Here is a 17,934-nt window from a genome sequence, read left to right as displayed (position 1 = left end):
AGTGAAAAATAATTCGATGACAATGTCAACGATCTTCCAAATGCCTCTTAGATGCATTTGATGGGACGGCCCGCGGGTTTTGGCAGGCTTCGACTTGGGAGGCTTCGACTTGGGAGGCTTCGACTTGGGAGGCTTGGACTTGGCAGGCTTGGGCTTGGCAGGCTTGGGCTTTCTTGGCAGAGGTGGATCATGAGACAGACCGAGAGCAAGGGCGGGGCGACGTCGCCCGCAGCGGAGCCCACCGAGCCGTCGGCCCCGATCACCGTGATGCTGTCGTCGCGACTGATGGTGCTTGCCAATCTGCTCAAGCGCGGTGCGATCCTGCGCTACAAGCGCCTCACCGGATTGTCCTCGGTCGAGTTTGGTCTCGTCGCCTCGCTCGGCCGCCGGCCGCCGATGAGCGTGGCGCGGCTCGCCGAGGCCGTCGGCCAGGACAAGGGGCAGATCAGTCGCGCGCTGGCCAATCTGGTCGCGCGCAAGCTGATCGCCAAATCGGCGAATCCGAATGACAGCCGCGAGGTGCTGATCTCGCTGACGGCCGCGGGCCTTGCCGCGCATGATGCGATCGTCGACGGCGCGCAGGAGCGCAACCGGCGTCTGCTGGAAGATCTGAGCGAAGCCGAGTTCCACGCGCTGCTGGGGCAGGTCGATCGGCTCACGGCGATCGCCGCCGAGATGCTCGAGAGCGAGAAGAACGCGCGCTGATCTCGCAGCGATCTCTCGACATGTTGGATCGGTTCTAAGAGTCCTTCTAAGATCTTTTCAATTAGGGAATTCTCGCGCCCTCACATAAGCGTCGCCCTTGAGCGCATGCCGTCCGGGGACAAGCGGCATGACGCATCGAACTTGCAGCTTGGGGTGGCGCGTTGAACAGTCTTGGAATGCTGCGGTCGGCCGTGTTGGCGACCGCGTCCGCTTTGGTCTTGGTGCCGCAGGCATCGCTTGCACAATCATCCGCTCAGAGTGGTGCGCAAAACCTGCCGTCGGTGACCGTCACCGCGCCGGAAGCGCGCCGTCGCGCGGCGACGACGCCTCAGCGCCGCGTGCCGCGAGCGTCGGAGCAGACCGCTGACAGGACCAAGCCGCAGCCCCGCCGCGATGTCGGCTTTGTCGAGACCCCGCGCGGGCCGGTGCACGGTTACGTCGCCGGGCGCAGCTCCTCCGGCACCAAGACCAACACGCCGATCATGGAGACGCCGCAGGCGGTATCGGTGGTCGGCGCCGAGCAGATCCGCGACCAGAAGCCGACCAAGCTCGACGAGGTGCTGCGCTACACCGCCGGCGTACGGGCAGGGACCTTCGGCGCCGACACGCGCAACGACTGGTGGCTGATCCGCGGCTTCAAGTCCGACGACATCGGACTGTTCCTCGACGGCATGCAGCTGTTCTACACCTCCTATGCAAGCTGGCGGCTGCCGCCGTCCAACATGGAGCGCGTCGAAGTCCTGCGCGGTCCGTCGGCCGTGCTCTATGGCGGGTCGAGCCCGAGCGGCATCGTCAACGTCATCAGCAAGATGCCGCCCACCGAGCCGATCCGCTACATCGAGACCGGCGTCAACAATTTCGGCAACGCCTATGTCGGCTTCGATGTCGGCGGGCCGATCGCGACCCGGCCGCAGGACGGCAAGCTGTTCTATCGCGTCGTCGGCGAGATCAGGAACGGCGGCACGCAGGTCGACTTCACGCCTGACAACAACTACTTCATCGCGCCGTCGTTTACCTGGAAGCCGGATGCCGACACGTCCCTCACGGTGCTCGCATCGGCCTCGAAGACGGACACGAGGGGCATCAACTTCCTGCCCTACCAGGGCACGGTGACGAACGCGCCGTTCGGCAAGATCCCGACCAGCTTCTTCGTCGGCGATCCCAACGTCGACAAGTTCACGCGCGAGCAGGAGATGCTCGGCTACCAGTTCGAGCGCAATCTCACCGACGACCTCACGTTCCGGCAGAATGCGCGGTTCGCGCATATCGACCTGACCTATCGCGGTTACATCGGCAACGGCTGGGACAACATCAACACCGCCACGATGGGCCGCTATAACTGGTACGCGAAGAACACCGCCAACCAGGCCAATCTCGACAACCAGCTGGAGTATCGCTTCAACACGGGGCCGGTGCGGCACACGATGCTGTTCGGCGTGGATCTGAAGGGCTACCAGATCGACGACTACCAGAACTTCAATTTCGGCACCGTCCCGTCGATCAATGTCTTCAGTCCCGTCTATGGTCTCAACATTCCGCTGACCGGCGCGCCGTTCCGCAACTTCTTGATCACGCAGAAGCAGGCGGGCACCTATCTCCAGGACCAGATGAAGCTCGGCAACTTCACGCTGGTCCTGAGCGGCCGCAACGATTGGGTCGAGACGACGCAGGACGCGCGCGACACCGGGGCCAATGTCGCCAGCCGCAACGACAGCAAGTTCAGCGGCCGGGCCGGGTTGATCTACAATTTCGACAACGGCATCGCACCCTATGTCTCCTATGCGACGAGCTACAATCCGGTCATCGGTCTCAACGCCAGCAACCAGCTCTTCCTGCCCGAGACCGGGCAGCAGACCGAGATCGGCGTGAAGGTCGCGCCGAAGGGGTTCGACGGCTATTTCACGGCCTCGGTGTTCGACCTGAAACGCCAGAATGTCGCGACGACCGCGGGCACGCCGATCCTGCTGAACCAGACCGGCGAGGTGACCTCGCGCGGCATCGAGCTCGAAGCGGTGGCCAATGCCACCAGGGAACTCAAGCTGATCGGCGCGTTCACCGCCTATCATCTCTTCAACAGCCGGGATCTCGATCCCTCGCTGGTCGGCAAGACGCCGACCAACACGCCTCAGCTCCTGGTCTCGGGCTGGGCCGACTACACCTTCAAGGACGGGCCGCTCGAGGGCTTCGGTGTCGGCGGCGGCGTGCGCTATGTCGGCTCATCCTGGGCCGATCCGGCCAATACGCTCGAGGTTCCCGCAGTGGTGCTCGGCGATCTCGCGCTCCATTACGAATGGCAGAACTGGCGGACGGCGCTCAATGTCGTCAACCTGACCGACAAGATCTACGTCGCGAGCTGCTCGTTCCCGACCTCCTGCTTCTACGGCGACCGCCGGCGCGTCACCGCCAGCGTCTCGTACAAATGGTGAGGAGGGGCGAGGGCGGCGGCGTCCGGTGCCGCTGATCGTCCCCCACGAGATCGATGAGCTCCCGGCCATGCCCCCCGGCCTGAAGCTCATCCGGGCGCGGCGCGCGCGGCGGGCCTTGGCATCGCCGCCGCCGCGCTCTCTCGATCGGCCGAACTGCAATATATCGCCTGTTGGCGTCGCTCTCGCCGGCGGCGAGCCGGTCCCGGCGCGATGCATGGCTCGTCTGATCGCTTTGCGCCTGTGGATAGGTGTCTTTGCGGCAACGCCTCCCGCCTCGCGAGCGTGACGATCACCGGCCGTTTGGCGGCGCTGCTCGGGGTGACCTTCGGCAATATGGCGCCGGGGTGACAGCCGGGCGCTCCCGAGGGCGGCGATAGCCCGTCTTGGGTGCGCCACCGCACCCGAAACCGCGCCTTTTTCTCGGGCGAAGCACGGCAAAGCAGGGCCGTGGCCCGTGCGCCGCAATCTCCGAGCTGCTGCCCTGCAAAACCGGTGGCCGCCCTTGCTGGGCCCTGCGATCTGCTCCATACCAACGCGGGGTGATTCCGGGATTTTCACCGCTCCGGGGGCGGCAAAAGGGCCTAAAACGAGCGTGCCTTGCGCCCATTGGTGCACTGCGCTAAGGCTCAGAACAATTCCAAATCGGACGAATCCGTGGCTGTCCCGAGGCTGCGGGAAAAAGGGCTCGCCAATGAGCGGCATTCTGCAGAACTATCTTCCACTCGTCGTCTTTATAGCGGTCGCGGGTCTCATCGGCCTCGTGCTGCTGATCGCGCCCTTCATCGTGGCGTTCCAGCAGCCGGATCCGGAAAAGCTCTCGGCGTATGAGTGCGGTTTCAACGCCTTCGACGACGCGCGCATGAAGTTCGACGTCCGCTTCTACCTGGTCGCCATCCTCTTCATCATCTTCGATCTCGAGGTGGCGTTCCTGTTTCCCTGGGCGGTGGCGTTCGGCAAGCTTGGCGCGACCGGCTTCTGGTCCATGGTGGTGTTCCTCGGCGTGCTGACCGTCGGGTTCGCCTATGAATGGAAGAAAGGGGCACTGGAATGGGATTGAACCCTGCACCGTCCGCCGGTCCGGTCATCGCGCCGGCCGCCAAGGGCATCCTGGATCCGTCGACCGGCAGGCCGGTCGGAGCCAATGACCCGTTCTTCCTCGAGGTCAATTCCGAGCTGTCCGACAAGGGCTTCTTCGTGGCCGCGACCGACGACCTCATCACCTGGGCCCGCACCGGCTCGTTGATGTGGATGACCTTCGGTCTCGCCTGCTGCGCGGTCGAGATGATGCAGGTGTCGATGCCGCGCTACGACGTCGAGCGCTTCGGCTTCGCGCCGCGCGCCTCGCCGCGCCAGTCCGACGTGATGATCGTCGCCGGCACGCTGACCAACAAGATGGCGCCCGCGCTGCGCAAGGTCTACGACCAGATGCCCGAGCCGCGCTACGTCATCTCGATGGGCTCCTGCGCCAATGGCGGCGGCTACTATCACTATTCCTACTCGGTCGTGCGCGGCTGCGACCGCATCGTGCCGATCGACATCTACGTGCCGGGCTGCCCGCCCACGGCGGAAGCGCTGCTGTACGGCGTGCTGCTGCTGCAGAAGAAGATCCGGCGCACCGGCACCATCGAACGCTAAGGTTTTACGTCATGGACGACGCCAAGCTCGACGCCCTGGGGCAGACGATCGTGAGCGCGCTTCCGGGCGCCGCCACCGGTCATTCGGTGGCCTTCAACCAGCTGACGGTTGATGTCGAGGCCAGCAAGATCGTCGAGGTGGTCAAGTACCTCCGCGACGATCCGAACTGCCGCTTCATCAACTTCACCGACATCACGGCCGCGGACTATCCGTCGCGCGAGAAGCGCTTCGACGTGATCTATCACTTCCTGTCACCGACCCTGAACACCCGCATCCGCCTCAAGGCCCAGGCCGACGAGACCACGCAGGTGCCGTCGCTGATCGAGGTGTTTCCCGGCGCCGACTGGTTCGAGCGCGAGGCCTACGACCTCTACGGCGTGTTCTTCGTCGGCCATCCCGACATGCGCCGCATCCTCACCGACTACGGTTTCGAAGGCCATCCGCTGCGCAAGGACTTCCCGACCACCGGTTTCGTCGAGGTCCGCTACGACGACCAGGAGAAGCGGGTGGTGTACGAGCCCGTCCGGCTCAACCAGGAATTCCGCAAGTTCGACTTTTTGTCGCCGTGGGAGGGAGCCGACTATCCCGTCCTTCCGGGGGATGAAAAAGCGGGACCGAAGGTTTGATCATGAACGAGCAACCCGAACAGCTTCGCAATTTCACCATCAATTTCGGCCCGCAGCATCCGGCCGCGCACGGCGTGTTGCGTCTGGTGCTGGAGCTTGACGGCGAAGTTGTTGCCCGCGTCGATCCCCATATCGGCCTGCTTCACCGCGGCACCGAGAAGCTGATCGAGCAGAAGACCTATCTGCAGGCGATCCCGTATTTCGACCGCCTCGACTACGTCGCGCCGATGAACCAGGAGCACGCTTTCTGCCTCGCCGCCGAAAAGCTGCTCGGCATCGAGGTGCCGCGCCGCGGCCAGCTGATCCGCGTGCTCTATTGCGAGATCGGCCGCATCCTCTCCCACCTTCTGAACGTCACCACGCAGGCGATGGACGTCGGCGCGCTGACCCCGCCGCTGTGGGGCTTCGAAGAGCGCGAGAAGCTGATGGTGTTCTACGAGCGCGCCTCGGGCAGCCGCATGCACGCAGCCTTCTTCCGTGTCGGCGGCGTGCATCAGGATCTGCCGCAGAAGCTGGTCGACGATATCGAGGCCTGGTGCGATCCGTTCCTGAAGGTCGTGGACGACCTCGACCGCCTGCTCACCGCCAACCGCATCTTCAAGCAGCGCAACGTCGACATCGGCGTGGTGCCGCTGAAGGAAGCCTGGGAGTGGGGCTTCTCGGGCGTGATGGTGCGCGGCTCGGGCGCGGCCTGGGACCTGCGCAAGTCGCAGCCCTATGAATGCTATGCCGAGATGGATTTCGACATTCCGATCGGCAAGAACGGCGACTGCTACGACCGCTATCTGATCCGCATGGAAGAGATGCGCCAGTCCGTGCGCATCATGAAGCAGTGCATCCAGAAGCTGAACGCGCCCGACGGCAAGGGCCCCGTCGTGGTCGAGGACAACAAGGTCGCACCGCCGCGCCGCGGCGAGATGAAGCGCTCGATGGAAGCGCTGATCCATCACTTCAAGCTCTACACCGAAGGCGTCCACGTCCCGGCCGGCGAGGTCTACGCCGCGGTCGAGGCGCCCAAGGGCGAGTTCGGCGTGTTTCTCGTCTCCGACGGCACCAACAAGCCCTACAAGTGCAAGATCCGCGCGCCGGGTTTTGCGCATCTGCAGGCCATGGACCACATCTGCCGCGGCCATCTGCTCGCCGACGTCTCGGCGATCCTCGGTTCGCTCGACATCGTGTTCGGAGAGGTCGATCGGTGATGGGGCAGCAGGCGCCAATCCAGTTCGACCGCGCCTCGGGAGCCCTGGAAGGGGCCAACCTGTGGGAGCGGACGGCTGCCTTGGCCCTGGTGACGGGATCGAAGATCTCCTCGCACTTCTCGCATATGGGCTACATCGCCTGCGCGAATTTGCTGCGGAAGACGCTGCCCGAGCGCAACATCGCGATCAGGCTCAATCCCGACGCCGTGTTCGAATTCCCCTATGGCGACGGCTATTGGAGCAAGCTGCTCAACCGCTCCTACAATTACGAGGACGAGCTCGAGCTGCTGTTCGCCGACAGCATCGACGTCGACTACACGCTGCTCGATTGCGGTGCCAATTACGGCTACTGGTCGGTGCTGGTGTCGAGCAAGCCGTTCGGCTCGCACAAGGCGATCGCGATCGAGCCGTCGGGGCAGAACTATCCGAAGCTCGCCAACAACGCCCGCGTCAACGCTGGTCGCTTCGAGACCCTGAAATGCGCGATCGGCGCCACCCGCGGCACCGCGCGTCTGTCCGGGACCAAGCACGAGGCCTTCAGCATCGCCGGCGATCCCTCGGCGGGCGGCGAGGAGGTGCCGGTCATCTCGCTCGACAATCTCATCGACGACGGCAGGATTGCCGCCAGCGGCAAGTACCTGATCAAGCTCGACGTCGAGGGCGTCGAGATCGAGGCGATCAAGGGCGGCGCCCGGCTGCTCCAGGCCGACAGCGTCATCATGTGCGAGGAGCACGGTAGCGACCGCAACCATTCGGTGTCGCGCTACATCCTCGAGCAGACCCCGCTGAAGCTGATCGTGTTCGATCCGCGCAGCAACCGGATGGAGACGGTGACCGAGCTGTCGATCCTCGACCGCATCAAGGTCTCGACCCACGTCGGCTACAACGTTTTCGGCACCGCAAGCGCATTCTGGCAGGACAGGATCGAAGCCCTGAATGCGAAAACCGCGCGCCGCATGCAGTGAGAGATAACAGATGTCCGTTCGCCGATTAGCACCGAAGGAAGTCCAGCCCGCGAGCTTTGCGTTCACGGACGAGAACCTCGCGTTCGCCAAGCAGCAGATCGCGAAATATCCGGCGGGACGTCAGGCCTCGGCGGTCATCGCCATTCTCTGGCGCGCGCAGGAGCAGCACGACGGCTGGGTCTCGGAAGCCGCGATCCGCGTCATCGCCGACATGCTCGAGATGCCCTATATCCGCGTGCTCGAGGTTGCGACCTTCTACACGATGTTCCAGCTCGCGCCCGTGGGCAAGAAGGCCCACGTCCAGGTCTGCGGCACCACGCCGTGCCGGCTGCGCGGCGCCGAGGATCTGATCCACGTCTGCGAGCACCGCATCCATCACGAGCCCTTCCACCTGTCCAAGGACGGCAATTTCAGCTGGGAAGAGGTCGAGTGCTTGGGGGCCTGCGTGAACGCGCCGATGGTGCTGATCGGCAAGGACACCTATGAGGACCTGACCAAGGAGAGCTTCGGCAAGGTGCTCGACGGCTTCGCCTCGGGCAATCCGCCCAAGCCCGGCCCGCAGAACGGCCGCCAGTTCTCGGCGCCGATTTCGGGGCCGACCACGCTGAAGGAGATCACCTGATGCGTGATCTCTCGCAGCCTTCCGCGCAGGGGAGCGGTGCCATGAAGAGATGGGGCTTCATCGCGTTGCATGCCGCCGTGGCGGCCGCCTTCATCTTCCTGCTGCAGCGCTTCAGCCTGAACGCGTCGCTGGAATCCAGTCTGCTCTGGGCGCTGACCTTCGCCGTCTGCGCCGCCGGACTTGCCTACAAGCAGACCATTCGTTGATCGGAAAGCACTGATATGCTCGAGGACAAGGACCGCATCTTCAAGAACCTCTACGGCCTCCACGATTGGGGGCTCGAGGGTGCGCGGCGTCGCGGCGCCTGGGATGGCACCAAGAACATCATCGACAAGGGCCGCGACTGGATCATCAACGAGATGAAGGCGTCGGGCCTGCGCGGCCGCGGCGGCGCCGGATTCCCGACCGGCCTGAAATGGTCCTTCATGCCGAAGGAATCGACCGACGGGCGGCCGAGCTATCTCGTCGTCAACGCCGACGAATCCGAGCCCGGCACCTGCAAGGATCGCGAGATCATGCGGCACGATCCGCATCTGCTGATCGAGGGCTGCCTGATCGCGAGCTGCGCGATGAACGCGCACGCCTGCTACATCTATGTCCGCGGCGAGTTCATCCGCGAGCGCGAGCATCTGCAGGCCGCGATCGACCAGGCCTATGAGGCCAAGCTGGTCGGCAAGGACAACGTCAACGGCTGGCCGTTCGACATCTACGTCGCCCACGGTGCCGGCGCCTATATCTGCGGCGAGGAAACCGCGCTGCTCGAAAGCCTCGAAGGCAAAAAGGGCCAGCCGCGCCTGAAGCCGCCGTTCCCGGCCAATGTCGGCCTGTTCGGCTGCCCGACCACCGTGAACAACGTCGAGTCGATCGCGGTTGCGCCCGACATCCTGCGCCGCGGTGCGGCCTGGTTCGCCGGCATCGGCCGTCCGAACAATGTCGGCACCAAGCTGTTCTGCATCTCCGGCCATGTCGAGCGGCCCTGCAACGTCGAAGAGGCCATGGGCATCCCGTTCCGTGAGCTGATCGAGAAGCATTGCGGCGGCATTCGCGGCGGCTGGGACAACCTCAAGGCCGTGATCCCCGGCGGCTCGTCGGTGCGCATGGTGCCGGCCGAGCAGATCATCGACACGCCGATGGATTTCGACAGCCTGAGCAAGCTGCGCTCGGGCCTCGGCACTGCGGCCGTGATCGTGATGGACAAGTCCACCGATCTGATTCGCGCCATCGCCCGCATCTCCTATTTCTACAAGCACGAGAGCTGCGGCCAGTGCACGCCGTGCCGCGAGGGCACGGGGTGGATGTGGCGCGTGCTCACCCGCATGGCCGAAGGCCGCGCCCACAAGCGCGAGATCGACATGCTGCTCGAGGTGACCAAGCAGGTCGAAGGCCACACCATCTGCGCGCTCGGCGACGCGGCGGCATGGCCGATCCAGGGCCTGATCGCGCATTTCCGTCATGAGATCGAAGCGCGCATCGACGAATATTCGCACAAGTCCGACATCGACGATATCGGCGTCCGCGATCCCGTGAACATGGTCGCGGCGGAGTAAGAGACATGACCAAGCTCATCATCGACGGCAAAGAGATCGATGTGCCTGCCGAATACACGCTGCTTCAGGCGTGCGAGGCGGCCGGTGCCGAGATTCCGCGCTTCTGCTATCACGAGCGCCTGTCGATCGCCGGCAATTGCCGGATGTGCCTCGTCGAGGTGAAGGGCGGCCCGAAGCCGGTCGCGAGCTGCGCCTGGGGCGTGCGCGACTGCCGTCCGGGCCCGAAGGGCGAGCCGCCGGAAATCTCGACGCGTTCGCCGATGGTGAAGAAGGCGCGCGAAGGCGTGATGGAGTTCCTTCTGATCAACCATCCCCTGGACTGCCCGATCTGCGACCAGGGCGGCGAGTGCGACCTGCAGGACCAGGCGATGGGCTATGGTGTCGACACCAGCCGCTTCGCCGAGAACAAGCGCGCGGTCGAGGACAAATATCTCGGCGCGCTGGTCAAGACCTCGATGAACCGCTGCATCCAGTGCACGCGCTGCGTCCGCTTCTCGGCGGAAGTCGCCGGCGCGCCCGAGATGGGCGCCACGGGCCGCGGCGAGGACATGGAGATCACGACCTATCTCCAGCACGCGCTGACCTCGGAGCTGCAGGGCAACCTCGTCGACATCTGCCCGGTCGGTGCGCTGACCTCGAAGCCCTATGCCTTTGCCGCCCGTCCCTGGGAGCTCGGCAAGACCCAGTCGATCGACGTCATGGACGGCGTGGGATCGGCGATCCGCGTCGACACCCGCGGCCGCGAGGTGATGCGCGTGCTGCCGCGCATCAACGAGGCCGTGAACGAGGAGTGGATCTCCGACAAGACCCGCCACGTCGTCGACGGCCTGCGCACCCAGCGCCTCGACCGGCCCTATGTCCGTGAAGCCGGCAAGCTGCGTGCGGCGAGCTGGCAGGAGGCCTTTGCCGCGATCGCAGCCAAAGCGGCGCGCACCGACGGCAAGCGCATCGGCGCGATCGCCGGCGATCTCGCCGGTGTCGAGGAGATGTTCGCGCTGAAGGACCTGCTCGCCAAGTTCGGCTCGGGCAATCTGGCGGTGCAGGGCGGCGACGCCTTCGACCCCGCGCTCGGCCGTGGCTCCTACATCTTCAACCCGACGCTCGCAGGCGTCGAGCAGGCGGATGCGCTGCTCATCATCGGCGCCAATCCGCGGAAGGAGGCGGCCGTGTTCAACGCCCGCATCCGCAAGCGCTGGCGTGCCGGCGGCTTCAAGGTCGGCGTGATCGGCGCCAAGGCCGATCTGACCTATGATTACGATCATCTCGGCGCGGGCACCGAGACGCTCGGCGAACTCGCGGCCGGCAAGCACTCCTTCATGGACGTGCTCAAGAACGCCAAGAACCCGATCATCCTGGTCGGCGCGGGCGCGGCCTCGCGTCACGACGGCGCGGCCATCCTCGCGGCCGCCGCCAAGCTCGCGCTCGACGTCGGTGCGCTCAAGGACGGCTGGACCGGCTTTGGCGTGCTGCACGAGAGCGCCTCGCGCGTCGGTGCGCTCGATATCGGCTTCTCCGCGACCGGCGGAGGGCTGAACGCCGCGCAGATGACGACGTTCGGCACGCTGGACCTGCTGTTCCTGCTCGGCGCCGACGAGATCAACGCCCCCGACGGCACCTTCGTCGTCTATATCGGCACCCATGGCGACCGCGGCGCGCACCGCGCCGACGTCATCCTGCCGGCGGCGGCCTATACCGAGAAGTCCGCGATCTACGTCAACACCGAAGGCCGCGTGCAGATGACGGGCCGCGCCGCGTTCCCGCCGGGCGAAGCCCGCGAGGATTGGGCGATCGTCCGCGCATTGTCGGAGGCGCTCGGCAAGAAGCTCGGCTACGACTCGCTGGCCGCTTTGCGCCAGGCGGTGTTCAAGGCCGTGCCGCATCTGATCCGTCTCGACCAGATCGAGGCCGGCTCGGCCGACCAGATCAAGAAGCTGGCGGGGAAGGGCGGCTCGCCGGAGAAGGCGCCGTTCAAGCCGCTGGTCGAGGACTTCTATTTGACCAACCCAATCGCGCGTGCGTCCGCCGTGATGGCGGAGTGCTCGCGGCTTGCCTCCGGGCAGATGCTGACCGCAGCGGAGTGAGCTGATGGAATTTTTCGAAAGCGCATTCTGGACCGGGTTCCTCTGGCCGCTGATCATCATGGTCGCGGAGAGCGTGCTGGTGCTCGTCGTCCTGTTGGTGGCGATCGCCTACATCCTGCTCGCCGACCGCAAGATCTGGGCGGCGGTGCAGATCCGCCGCGGCCCGAACGTGGTCGGCCCTTGGGGCCTGCTGCAATCCTTCGCGGACCTCCTGAAGTTCGTGCTGAAGGAGCCGATCATCCCGGCCGGCGCCAACAAGGGCGTGTTCCTGCTGGCGCCGCTGGTCTCGTGCGTGCTCGCGCTCGCGGCCTGGGCGGTGATCCCGACCAATCTCGGCTGGGTGATCTCCGACATCAATGTCGGCATCCTCTTCATCTTCGCGATCTCGTCGCTGTCGATCTACGGCATCATCATGGCCGGCTGGTCGTCGAACTCGAAATATCCGTTCCTGGCCGCGCTGCGCTCGGCGGCGCAGATGGTGTCCTACGAAGTCTCGATCGGCTTCGTCATCATCACGGTGCTGCTCTGCGCCGGCACGCTGAACCTCTCCGCCGTGGTCGAGGCCCAGCACGTGCGCGGTCTCGCCAGCCTGATCGGGTTGCCGCAGCTCACCATCCTGAACTGGTATGTCTGGCCGCTGTTCCCGATGTTCGTGGTGTTCTACGTCTCGGCGCTGGCGGAGACCAACCGCCCGCCCTTCGACCTCGTCGAGGCGGAATCCGAGCTGGTCGCCGGCTTCATGGTCGAGTACGGCTCGACGCCGTATCTGCTGTTCATGCTCGGCGAGTATGTCGCCATCGTCACGATGTGCGCGATGGCCACGATCCTGTTCCTCGGAGGCTGGCTGCCGCCGGTGGACCTGCCGCCCTTCAACTGGGTGCCGGGGATCATCTGGTTCTCGCTCAAAGTCTTCTTCATGTTCTTCCTGTTCGCGATGGCAAAGGCGATCGTGCCGCGCTACCGCTACGACCAACTGATGCGTCTCGGCTGGAAGGTGTTCCTGCCGCTGTCGCTGGCGATGGTCATCGTGGTGGCCGGTGTGCTGCATTTCGCCGGCATCGCGCCGAAGTGAGGGCTGTCATGGGTATCAACGTCAACGCCACTGCACGCTCGCTTCTGTTGTCGGAATTCGTCTCGGCGTTCTTCCTCGCCATGCGCTATTTCTTCCAGCCGAAGCCGACGCTCAACTATCCGTTCGAGAAGGGACCGATTTCCCCGCGCTTCCGCGGCGAGCATGCGCTGCGCCGCTATCCGAACGGCGAAGAGCGCTGCATCGCCTGCAAGCTGTGCGAGGCGGTTTGCCCGGCGCAGGCCATCACCATCGAGGCCGGCCCGCGCCGCAACGACGGCACCCGCCGCACCGTGCGCTACGACATCGACATGGTGAAGTGCATCTATTGCGGCCTCTGCCAGGAGGCCTGTCCTGTGGACGCCATCGTCGAAGGCCCGAACTTCGAGTTCGCGACCGAGACCCGCGAGGAACTGTTCTATGACAAGGCCAAGCTGCTCGCCAATGGCGACCGCTGGGAACGCGAGATCGCGAAGGCGATCGAGCTCGACGCGCCGTACCGGTGAGATAAGAGCATGATCCTTCCCGCGCTGTTCTTCTATCTTTTCGCCGGCGTCTGCGTCGCCTCGGCGGTCATGGTGATTGTCTCGCGCAATCCCGTGCACTCCGTGCTGTACCTGATCCTGGCCTTCGTCAACGCCTCCGGCCTGTTCGTGCTGATGGGCGCCGAGTTCCTCGGCATGATGCTGATCGTCGTCTATGTCGGCGCGGTCGCGGTGCTGTTCCTGTTCGTGATCATGATGCTCGACGTCGACTTCCTCGAGCTGCGCGAGGGCTTCATCGAATATCTGCCGGTCGGCCTGGTGATCGGCGGCATCTTCCTGTTCGAGCTGCTGCTCACCGTCGGCTTCTGGGTCATCAACCCCGGCGTCTCCAAGACGATCACGGCGGCGATCCCGACCAACGTCTCCAACACCGAGGCGCTCGGGCTCGTGCTCTATACGAAGTATATCCACTACTTCCAGCTCTCGGGCATGGTGCTGCTGGTCGCCATGATCGGCGCCATCGTGCTGACGCTGCGCCACAAGGCCAGCGTGAAGCGGCAGGACATCAACGTTCAGAACGCGCGCACGCCCGACATGGCGATGGCGATGCGCAAGGTGGCGCCGGGGCAGGGGCTCTCGGATGCCGATGCGGCGGAGTGGGTGAAATGACGATCGGGCTCGGACATTACCTGGCGGTCGGCGCGATCCTGTTCACGCTCGGGATCCTCGGCATCTTCCTGAACCGCAAGAACATCATCGTCATCCTGATGTCGATCGAGCTGATCCTGCTCTCGGTCAACATCAACCTCGTGGCTTTCTCGACCTTCCTCGGCGACATCGTCGGCCAGGTCTTCGCGCTGCTGGTGCTGACGGTCGCGGCTGCGGAAGCCGCGATCGGTCTCGCCATCCTGGTGGTCTATTTCCGCAACCGCGGCTCGATCGCGGTTGAGGACGTCAATCTGATGAAGGGCTGAGCTCTCAAATGGTTCAGGCAATCGTTTTCCTGCCTCTGCTGGGCGCCATTCTGGCGGGGCTCATTGCCCTCGCCGGCGCGCATGCCCGCAACCCCTCGGGCGACGAGCTCGATCATCACGGCGACCACGGCCATGGCGACGCGCACGCGTCGGCGGCTCATGACGCACATGGACATGACGATCATGGTCACGACGATCACGGTCACGGCCCGACCGAGCCGCCCGCGGCCGGCTCGCGTGCTGCCGAGCTGATCACGACCGCGCTGCTGTTCGTCTCGGCGGCATTGTCCTGGATGACGCTGGTCGATGTCGGCTTCATGCACCACGACACCCGCATCCAGCTGCTGCCTTTCATCTTCTCCGGCGACCTCCAGGTCTGGTGGACGCTGCGCGTCGACACGCTCACCGCCGTGATGCTGGTGGTGGTGACGACCGTGTCTTCGCTCGTGCACCTCTATTCCATCGGCTACATGGACGAGGATCCGAACCGTCCGCGCTTCTTCGGTTATCTCAGCCTGTTCACCTTCGCCATGCTGATGCTGGTGACCGCGGACAACCTCGTGCAGCTGTTCTTCGGCTGGGAAGGCGTGGGTCTGGCGAGCTACCTGCTGATCGGCTTCTGGTACCAGAAGCCGTCGGCGAACGCGGCCGCCATCAAGGCCTTCGTGGTCAACCGCGTCGGCGACTTTGGTTTTGCGCTCGGCATCTTCGCGATCTTTCTGCTGACCAGCTCGACTGATTTCGAGACGATCTTCCATGCCGCGCCCGGTCTCACCGGCAAGACCATCGACTTCCTCGGCTGGCATGCCGATGCGCTGACCCTGACCTGCCTGCTGCTGTTCATGGGCGCGATGGGCAAGTCGGCGCAGTTCCTGCTGCACACCTGGTTGCCGGACGCGATGGAAGGCCCGACCCCGGTCTCCGCGCTGATCCACGCGGCGACCATGGTCACCGCGGGCGTGTTCATGGTGGCGCGCCTGTCGCCGCTGTTCGAGCTCGCCCCGAACGCGCAGGCCGTCGTGATGTTCTTCGGTGCCACCACCGCGTTCTTCGCGGCCACGATCGGCCTGGTCCAGAACGACATCAAGCGCATCGTCGCCTACTCGACCTGTTCGCAGCTCGGCTACATGTTCGTGGCGATGGGGGCAGGGGCCTATTCGGTCGGCATGTTCCATTTGTTCACGCACGCCTTCTTCAAGGCGCTGCTGTTCCTAGGCTCCGGCTCGGTGATCTACGCGATGCACCACGAGCAGGACATCCGCAACATGGGCGGGCTCTGGAAGAAGATCCCCTACACCTATGCGGTGATGGTGGTGGGTACGCTGGCGCTGACCGGTTTTCCGCTCACGGCTGGCTACTTCTCCAAGGACGCGATCATCGAAGCGGCCTACGCCTCGCACAATCCGTTCGCGACGTACGGCTTCCTGATGACGATCGTCGCAGCGGGCCTGACCTCGTTCTACTCCTGGCGCCTGATCTTCAAGACCTTCCACGGCGAGCCGCATGACGAGCATCATTACGAGGCTGCGCATGAGGCTCCACTCTGGATCCTGATCCCGATCGGCGTGCTCGCGGTCGGCTCGTTCGTTGCCGGCTTGCCGTTCAAGGAGCTGTTCGCCGGTCACGGCGTCGAGGAGTTCTTCCGCGAGTCCGTGAAGATGAACCCGCACATCATCGAGGAGATGCACCACATCCCCGAGCACATCGCCTTCCTGCCGACGGTGATGATGGTGCTGGGCTTCCTCGTCTCGTACCTGTTCTACATCCGCCGGCCCTACCTGCCGGTCGAGCTCGCGAAGACGCAGCCGATGCTGTACCAGTTCCTGCTCAACAAATGGTACTTCGACGAGCTCTACGACCTCATCTTCGTCCGTCCGGCGAAGTGGATCGGCTATCAGCTCTGGAAGAAGGGCGACGGCTTCATCATCGACGGCTTCGGCCCCGACGGCGTCTCCGCTCGCGTGCTGGACGTCACCCGCAACGTCGTGAAGATCCAGACCGGCTATCTCTATCACTACGCCTTTGCCATGCTGATCGGTGCCGCCGGCCTGATCACCTGGTTCATGTTCGGCTTTGGAGGCCAGTAAATGACGACCTGGCCCATTCTTTCGGTCACGACGTTCCTGCCGCTGGTCGGCGCGCTGATCGTCTATCTCAGCCGCGGCGATGACGAAGCGGCCAAGCGCAACTCGCGCTGGATCGCGCTCTGGACCACACTGATCACCTTCGCGGTGTCGGTGATCCTGGTCATGCGCTTCGACCCGACCAATCCCGACTTCCAGTTCGTCGAGAAGGCGAACTGGCTCGCCACCGGCATCACCTACCACATGGGCGTCGACGGCATTTCGCTGCCGCTGGTGATCCTCACCACCGCCGTGATGCCGTTCTGCATCATCGCGAGCTGGAAGGCGATCACCAACCGCGTCCGCGAATACATGATGGCGTTCCTGATCCTGGAAACGCTGATGATCGGCACCTTTTCGGCGCTCGATCTCGTGCTGTTCTATCTGTTCTTCGAGGGCGGCCTGATCCCGATGTTCCTGATCATCGGCGTCTGGGGCGGTCCGCGCCGGGTCTACGCGTCGTTCAAGTTCTTCCTCTACACGCTGCTCGGCTCGGTCCTGATGCTGCTCGCCATCATGGCGCTGTACTGGAACGGCGGCACCACGGACATCCCGACCCTGATGCACACCGCCGTGCCGCGGAACCTTCAGACCTGGGCGTGGCTGGCCTTCTTCGCCTCGTTCGCGGTGAAGATGCCGATGTGGCCGGTGCACACCTGGCTGCCCGACGCGCACGTCGAGGCGCCCACGGCCGGCTCGGTGGTTCTGGCCGCGATCCTCTTGAAGATGGGTGGTTACGGCTTCCTGCGCTTCTCGCTGCCGATGTTCCCGCTGGCCTCGCACGACTTCGCCCCGTTCGTGTTCACGCTCTCGGCCATCGCCATCATCTACACCTCGCTGGTGGCGTTGATGCAGGAGGACATGAAGAAGCTGATCGCGTACTCGTCCGTTGCGCATATGGGCTTCGTCACCATGGGCATCTTCGCCGGCACCATGCAGGGCGTCGCCGGCGGCGTGTTCCAGATGATCTCGCACGGCATCGTCTCCGGCGCGCTGTTCCTTTGCGTCGGCGTCGTCTACGACCGCCTGCACACCCGCGAAATCGCGGCCTATGGCGGCCTCGTCAACCGGATGCCGCTCTATGCGATGACCTTCATGATCTTCACCATGGCCAATGTCGGTCTGCCCGGCACCTCTGGCTTCGTCGGCGAGTTCATGACGCTGCTCGGGACCTTCAAGGTCTCGATCCCGACCGCGTTCTTCGCCACCTTCGGCGTGATCCTGTCGGCGGCCTATGCGCTGTGGCTCTACCGCAAGGTCGTGTTCGGAGCGCTGGTCAAGCCGTCGCTCGCGAGCATGAAGGATCTCACCTTCCGTGAGTGCCTGACGCTGTTCCCGATGATCGCGCTGACGATCCTGTTCGGTGTCTATCCGAAGCCGGTGCTCGACATGTCGGCTGCCTCGGTTCAGCAACTCGTCAACAACTACAACACCGCTGTGACGGCCGTGAAGGCCGCCGCACTGCTCCAGTGATCGG

The 17,934-nt window shown here is 64.5% G+C and carries 17 protein-coding genes; all 17 read left to right on the top strand.

What is annotated here, in order from left to right; all coding sequences use genetic code 11:
• Nucleotides 1-189 precede the first annotated feature (189 nt).
• The 17 genes from CO669_RS24590 (at nucleotide 190) to CO669_RS24510 (ending at nucleotide 17,930) form a co-directional block, all read left to right on the top strand.
• Nucleotides 190-705: a MarR family winged helix-turn-helix transcriptional regulator gene (locus tag CO669_RS24590; protein WP_097662525.1), complete on the top strand. Its 516-nt coding sequence runs from the start codon at nucleotides 190-192 to the stop codon at nucleotides 703-705.
• 176 nt (nucleotides 706-881) lie between these two features.
• On the top strand, nucleotides 882-3,131 hold the full coding sequence (locus CO669_RS24585; protein WP_097662524.1) for a TonB-dependent siderophore receptor: 2,250 nt from the start codon (nucleotides 882-884) through the stop codon (nucleotides 3,129-3,131).
• Between the two features lie 691 nt (nucleotides 3,132-3,822).
• Complete coding sequence (locus CO669_RS24580; protein WP_097662523.1) at nucleotides 3,823-4,188, top strand: NADH-quinone oxidoreductase subunit A; 366 nt, start codon at nucleotides 3,823-3,825, stop codon at nucleotides 4,186-4,188.
• Nucleotides 4,185-4,766, top strand: a complete 582-nt coding sequence (locus CO669_RS24575) for a NuoB/complex I 20 kDa subunit family protein (RefSeq protein WP_502694512.1) — start codon at nucleotides 4,185-4,187, stop codon at nucleotides 4,764-4,766. Before CO669_RS24580 ends, CO669_RS24575 begins: the two co-directional genes overlap by 4 nt.
• A gap of 11 nt (nucleotides 4,767-4,777) precedes the next feature.
• The gene (locus CO669_RS24570) at nucleotides 4,778-5,392 is read left to right on the top strand and encodes an NADH-quinone oxidoreductase subunit C (protein ID WP_097662521.1); all 615 of its coding nucleotides are present in this window, start codon (nucleotides 4,778-4,780) and stop codon (nucleotides 5,390-5,392) included.
• A gap of 2 nt (nucleotides 5,393-5,394) precedes the next feature.
• The gene (locus CO669_RS24565) at nucleotides 5,395-6,591 is read left to right on the top strand and encodes an NADH-quinone oxidoreductase subunit D (RefSeq protein WP_097662520.1); all 1,197 of its coding nucleotides are present in this window, start codon (nucleotides 5,395-5,397) and stop codon (nucleotides 6,589-6,591) included.
• The gene (locus CO669_RS24560; RefSeq protein ID WP_097662519.1) at nucleotides 6,591-7,556 is read left to right on the top strand and encodes an FkbM family methyltransferase; all 966 of its coding nucleotides are present in this window, start codon (nucleotides 6,591-6,593) and stop codon (nucleotides 7,554-7,556) included. Before CO669_RS24565 ends, CO669_RS24560 begins: the two co-directional genes overlap by 1 nt.
• A 10-nt stretch (nucleotides 7,557-7,566) precedes the next feature.
• Nucleotides 7,567-8,178 (top strand): NADH-quinone oxidoreductase subunit NuoE, encoded by a 612-nt coding sequence (gene nuoE, locus CO669_RS24555; RefSeq protein WP_097662518.1) that lies wholly within the window; start codon nucleotides 7,567-7,569, stop codon nucleotides 8,176-8,178.
• Nucleotides 8,178-8,384 (top strand): hypothetical protein, encoded by a 207-nt coding sequence (locus CO669_RS24550; RefSeq protein ID WP_097662517.1) that lies wholly within the window; start codon nucleotides 8,178-8,180, stop codon nucleotides 8,382-8,384. The genes nuoE and CO669_RS24550 overlap by 1 nt, the downstream gene beginning before the upstream one ends.
• A 15-nt stretch (nucleotides 8,385-8,399) precedes the next feature.
• On the top strand, nucleotides 8,400-9,725 hold the full coding sequence (gene nuoF / locus CO669_RS24545) for an NADH-quinone oxidoreductase subunit NuoF (protein WP_063194770.1): 1,326 nt from the start codon (nucleotides 8,400-8,402) through the stop codon (nucleotides 9,723-9,725).
• Nucleotides 9,726-9,730: 5 nt separating this feature from the next.
• The gene (nuoG, locus tag CO669_RS24540; protein ID WP_097662516.1) at nucleotides 9,731-11,806 is read left to right on the top strand and encodes an NADH-quinone oxidoreductase subunit NuoG; all 2,076 of its coding nucleotides are present in this window, start codon (nucleotides 9,731-9,733) and stop codon (nucleotides 11,804-11,806) included.
• A 4-nt stretch (nucleotides 11,807-11,810) separates the two neighbouring features.
• The gene (gene nuoH / locus CO669_RS24535; RefSeq protein ID WP_074076914.1) at nucleotides 11,811-12,878 is read left to right on the top strand and encodes an NADH-quinone oxidoreductase subunit NuoH; all 1,068 of its coding nucleotides are present in this window, start codon (nucleotides 11,811-11,813) and stop codon (nucleotides 12,876-12,878) included.
• Nucleotides 12,879-12,886: 8 nt separating this feature from the next.
• Complete coding sequence (gene nuoI / locus CO669_RS24530; RefSeq protein ID WP_191093171.1) at nucleotides 12,887-13,381, top strand: NADH-quinone oxidoreductase subunit NuoI; 495 nt, start codon at nucleotides 12,887-12,889, stop codon at nucleotides 13,379-13,381.
• Nucleotides 13,382-13,390: 9 nt separating this feature from the next.
• Nucleotides 13,391-14,029, top strand: coding sequence for an NADH-quinone oxidoreductase subunit J (locus tag CO669_RS24525; RefSeq protein WP_097662515.1), 639 nt, complete (start codon nucleotides 13,391-13,393; stop codon nucleotides 14,027-14,029).
• Nucleotides 14,026-14,334 (top strand): NADH-quinone oxidoreductase subunit NuoK, encoded by a 309-nt coding sequence (gene nuoK / locus CO669_RS24520; RefSeq protein ID WP_008547737.1) that lies wholly within the window; start codon nucleotides 14,026-14,028, stop codon nucleotides 14,332-14,334. The genes CO669_RS24525 and nuoK overlap by 4 nt, the downstream gene beginning before the upstream one ends.
• An 8-nt stretch (nucleotides 14,335-14,342) precedes the next feature.
• Complete coding sequence (nuoL, locus tag CO669_RS24515; protein WP_097662514.1) at nucleotides 14,343-16,421, top strand: NADH-quinone oxidoreductase subunit L; 2,079 nt, start codon at nucleotides 14,343-14,345, stop codon at nucleotides 16,419-16,421.
• Entirely contained in the window at nucleotides 16,422-17,930 is a 1,509-nt protein-coding gene (locus CO669_RS24510) for an NADH-quinone oxidoreductase subunit M (protein WP_097662513.1), read from the top strand.
• Nucleotides 17,931-17,934 lie beyond the last annotated feature (4 nt).

Source organism: Bradyrhizobium sp. Y36 (assembly GCF_002531575.1).
In the GTDB taxonomy this organism is placed as follows: Bacteria; Pseudomonadota; Alphaproteobacteria; order Rhizobiales; family Xanthobacteraceae; genus Bradyrhizobium.
This window is presented reverse-complemented; position numbering and strand designations above follow the sequence as displayed.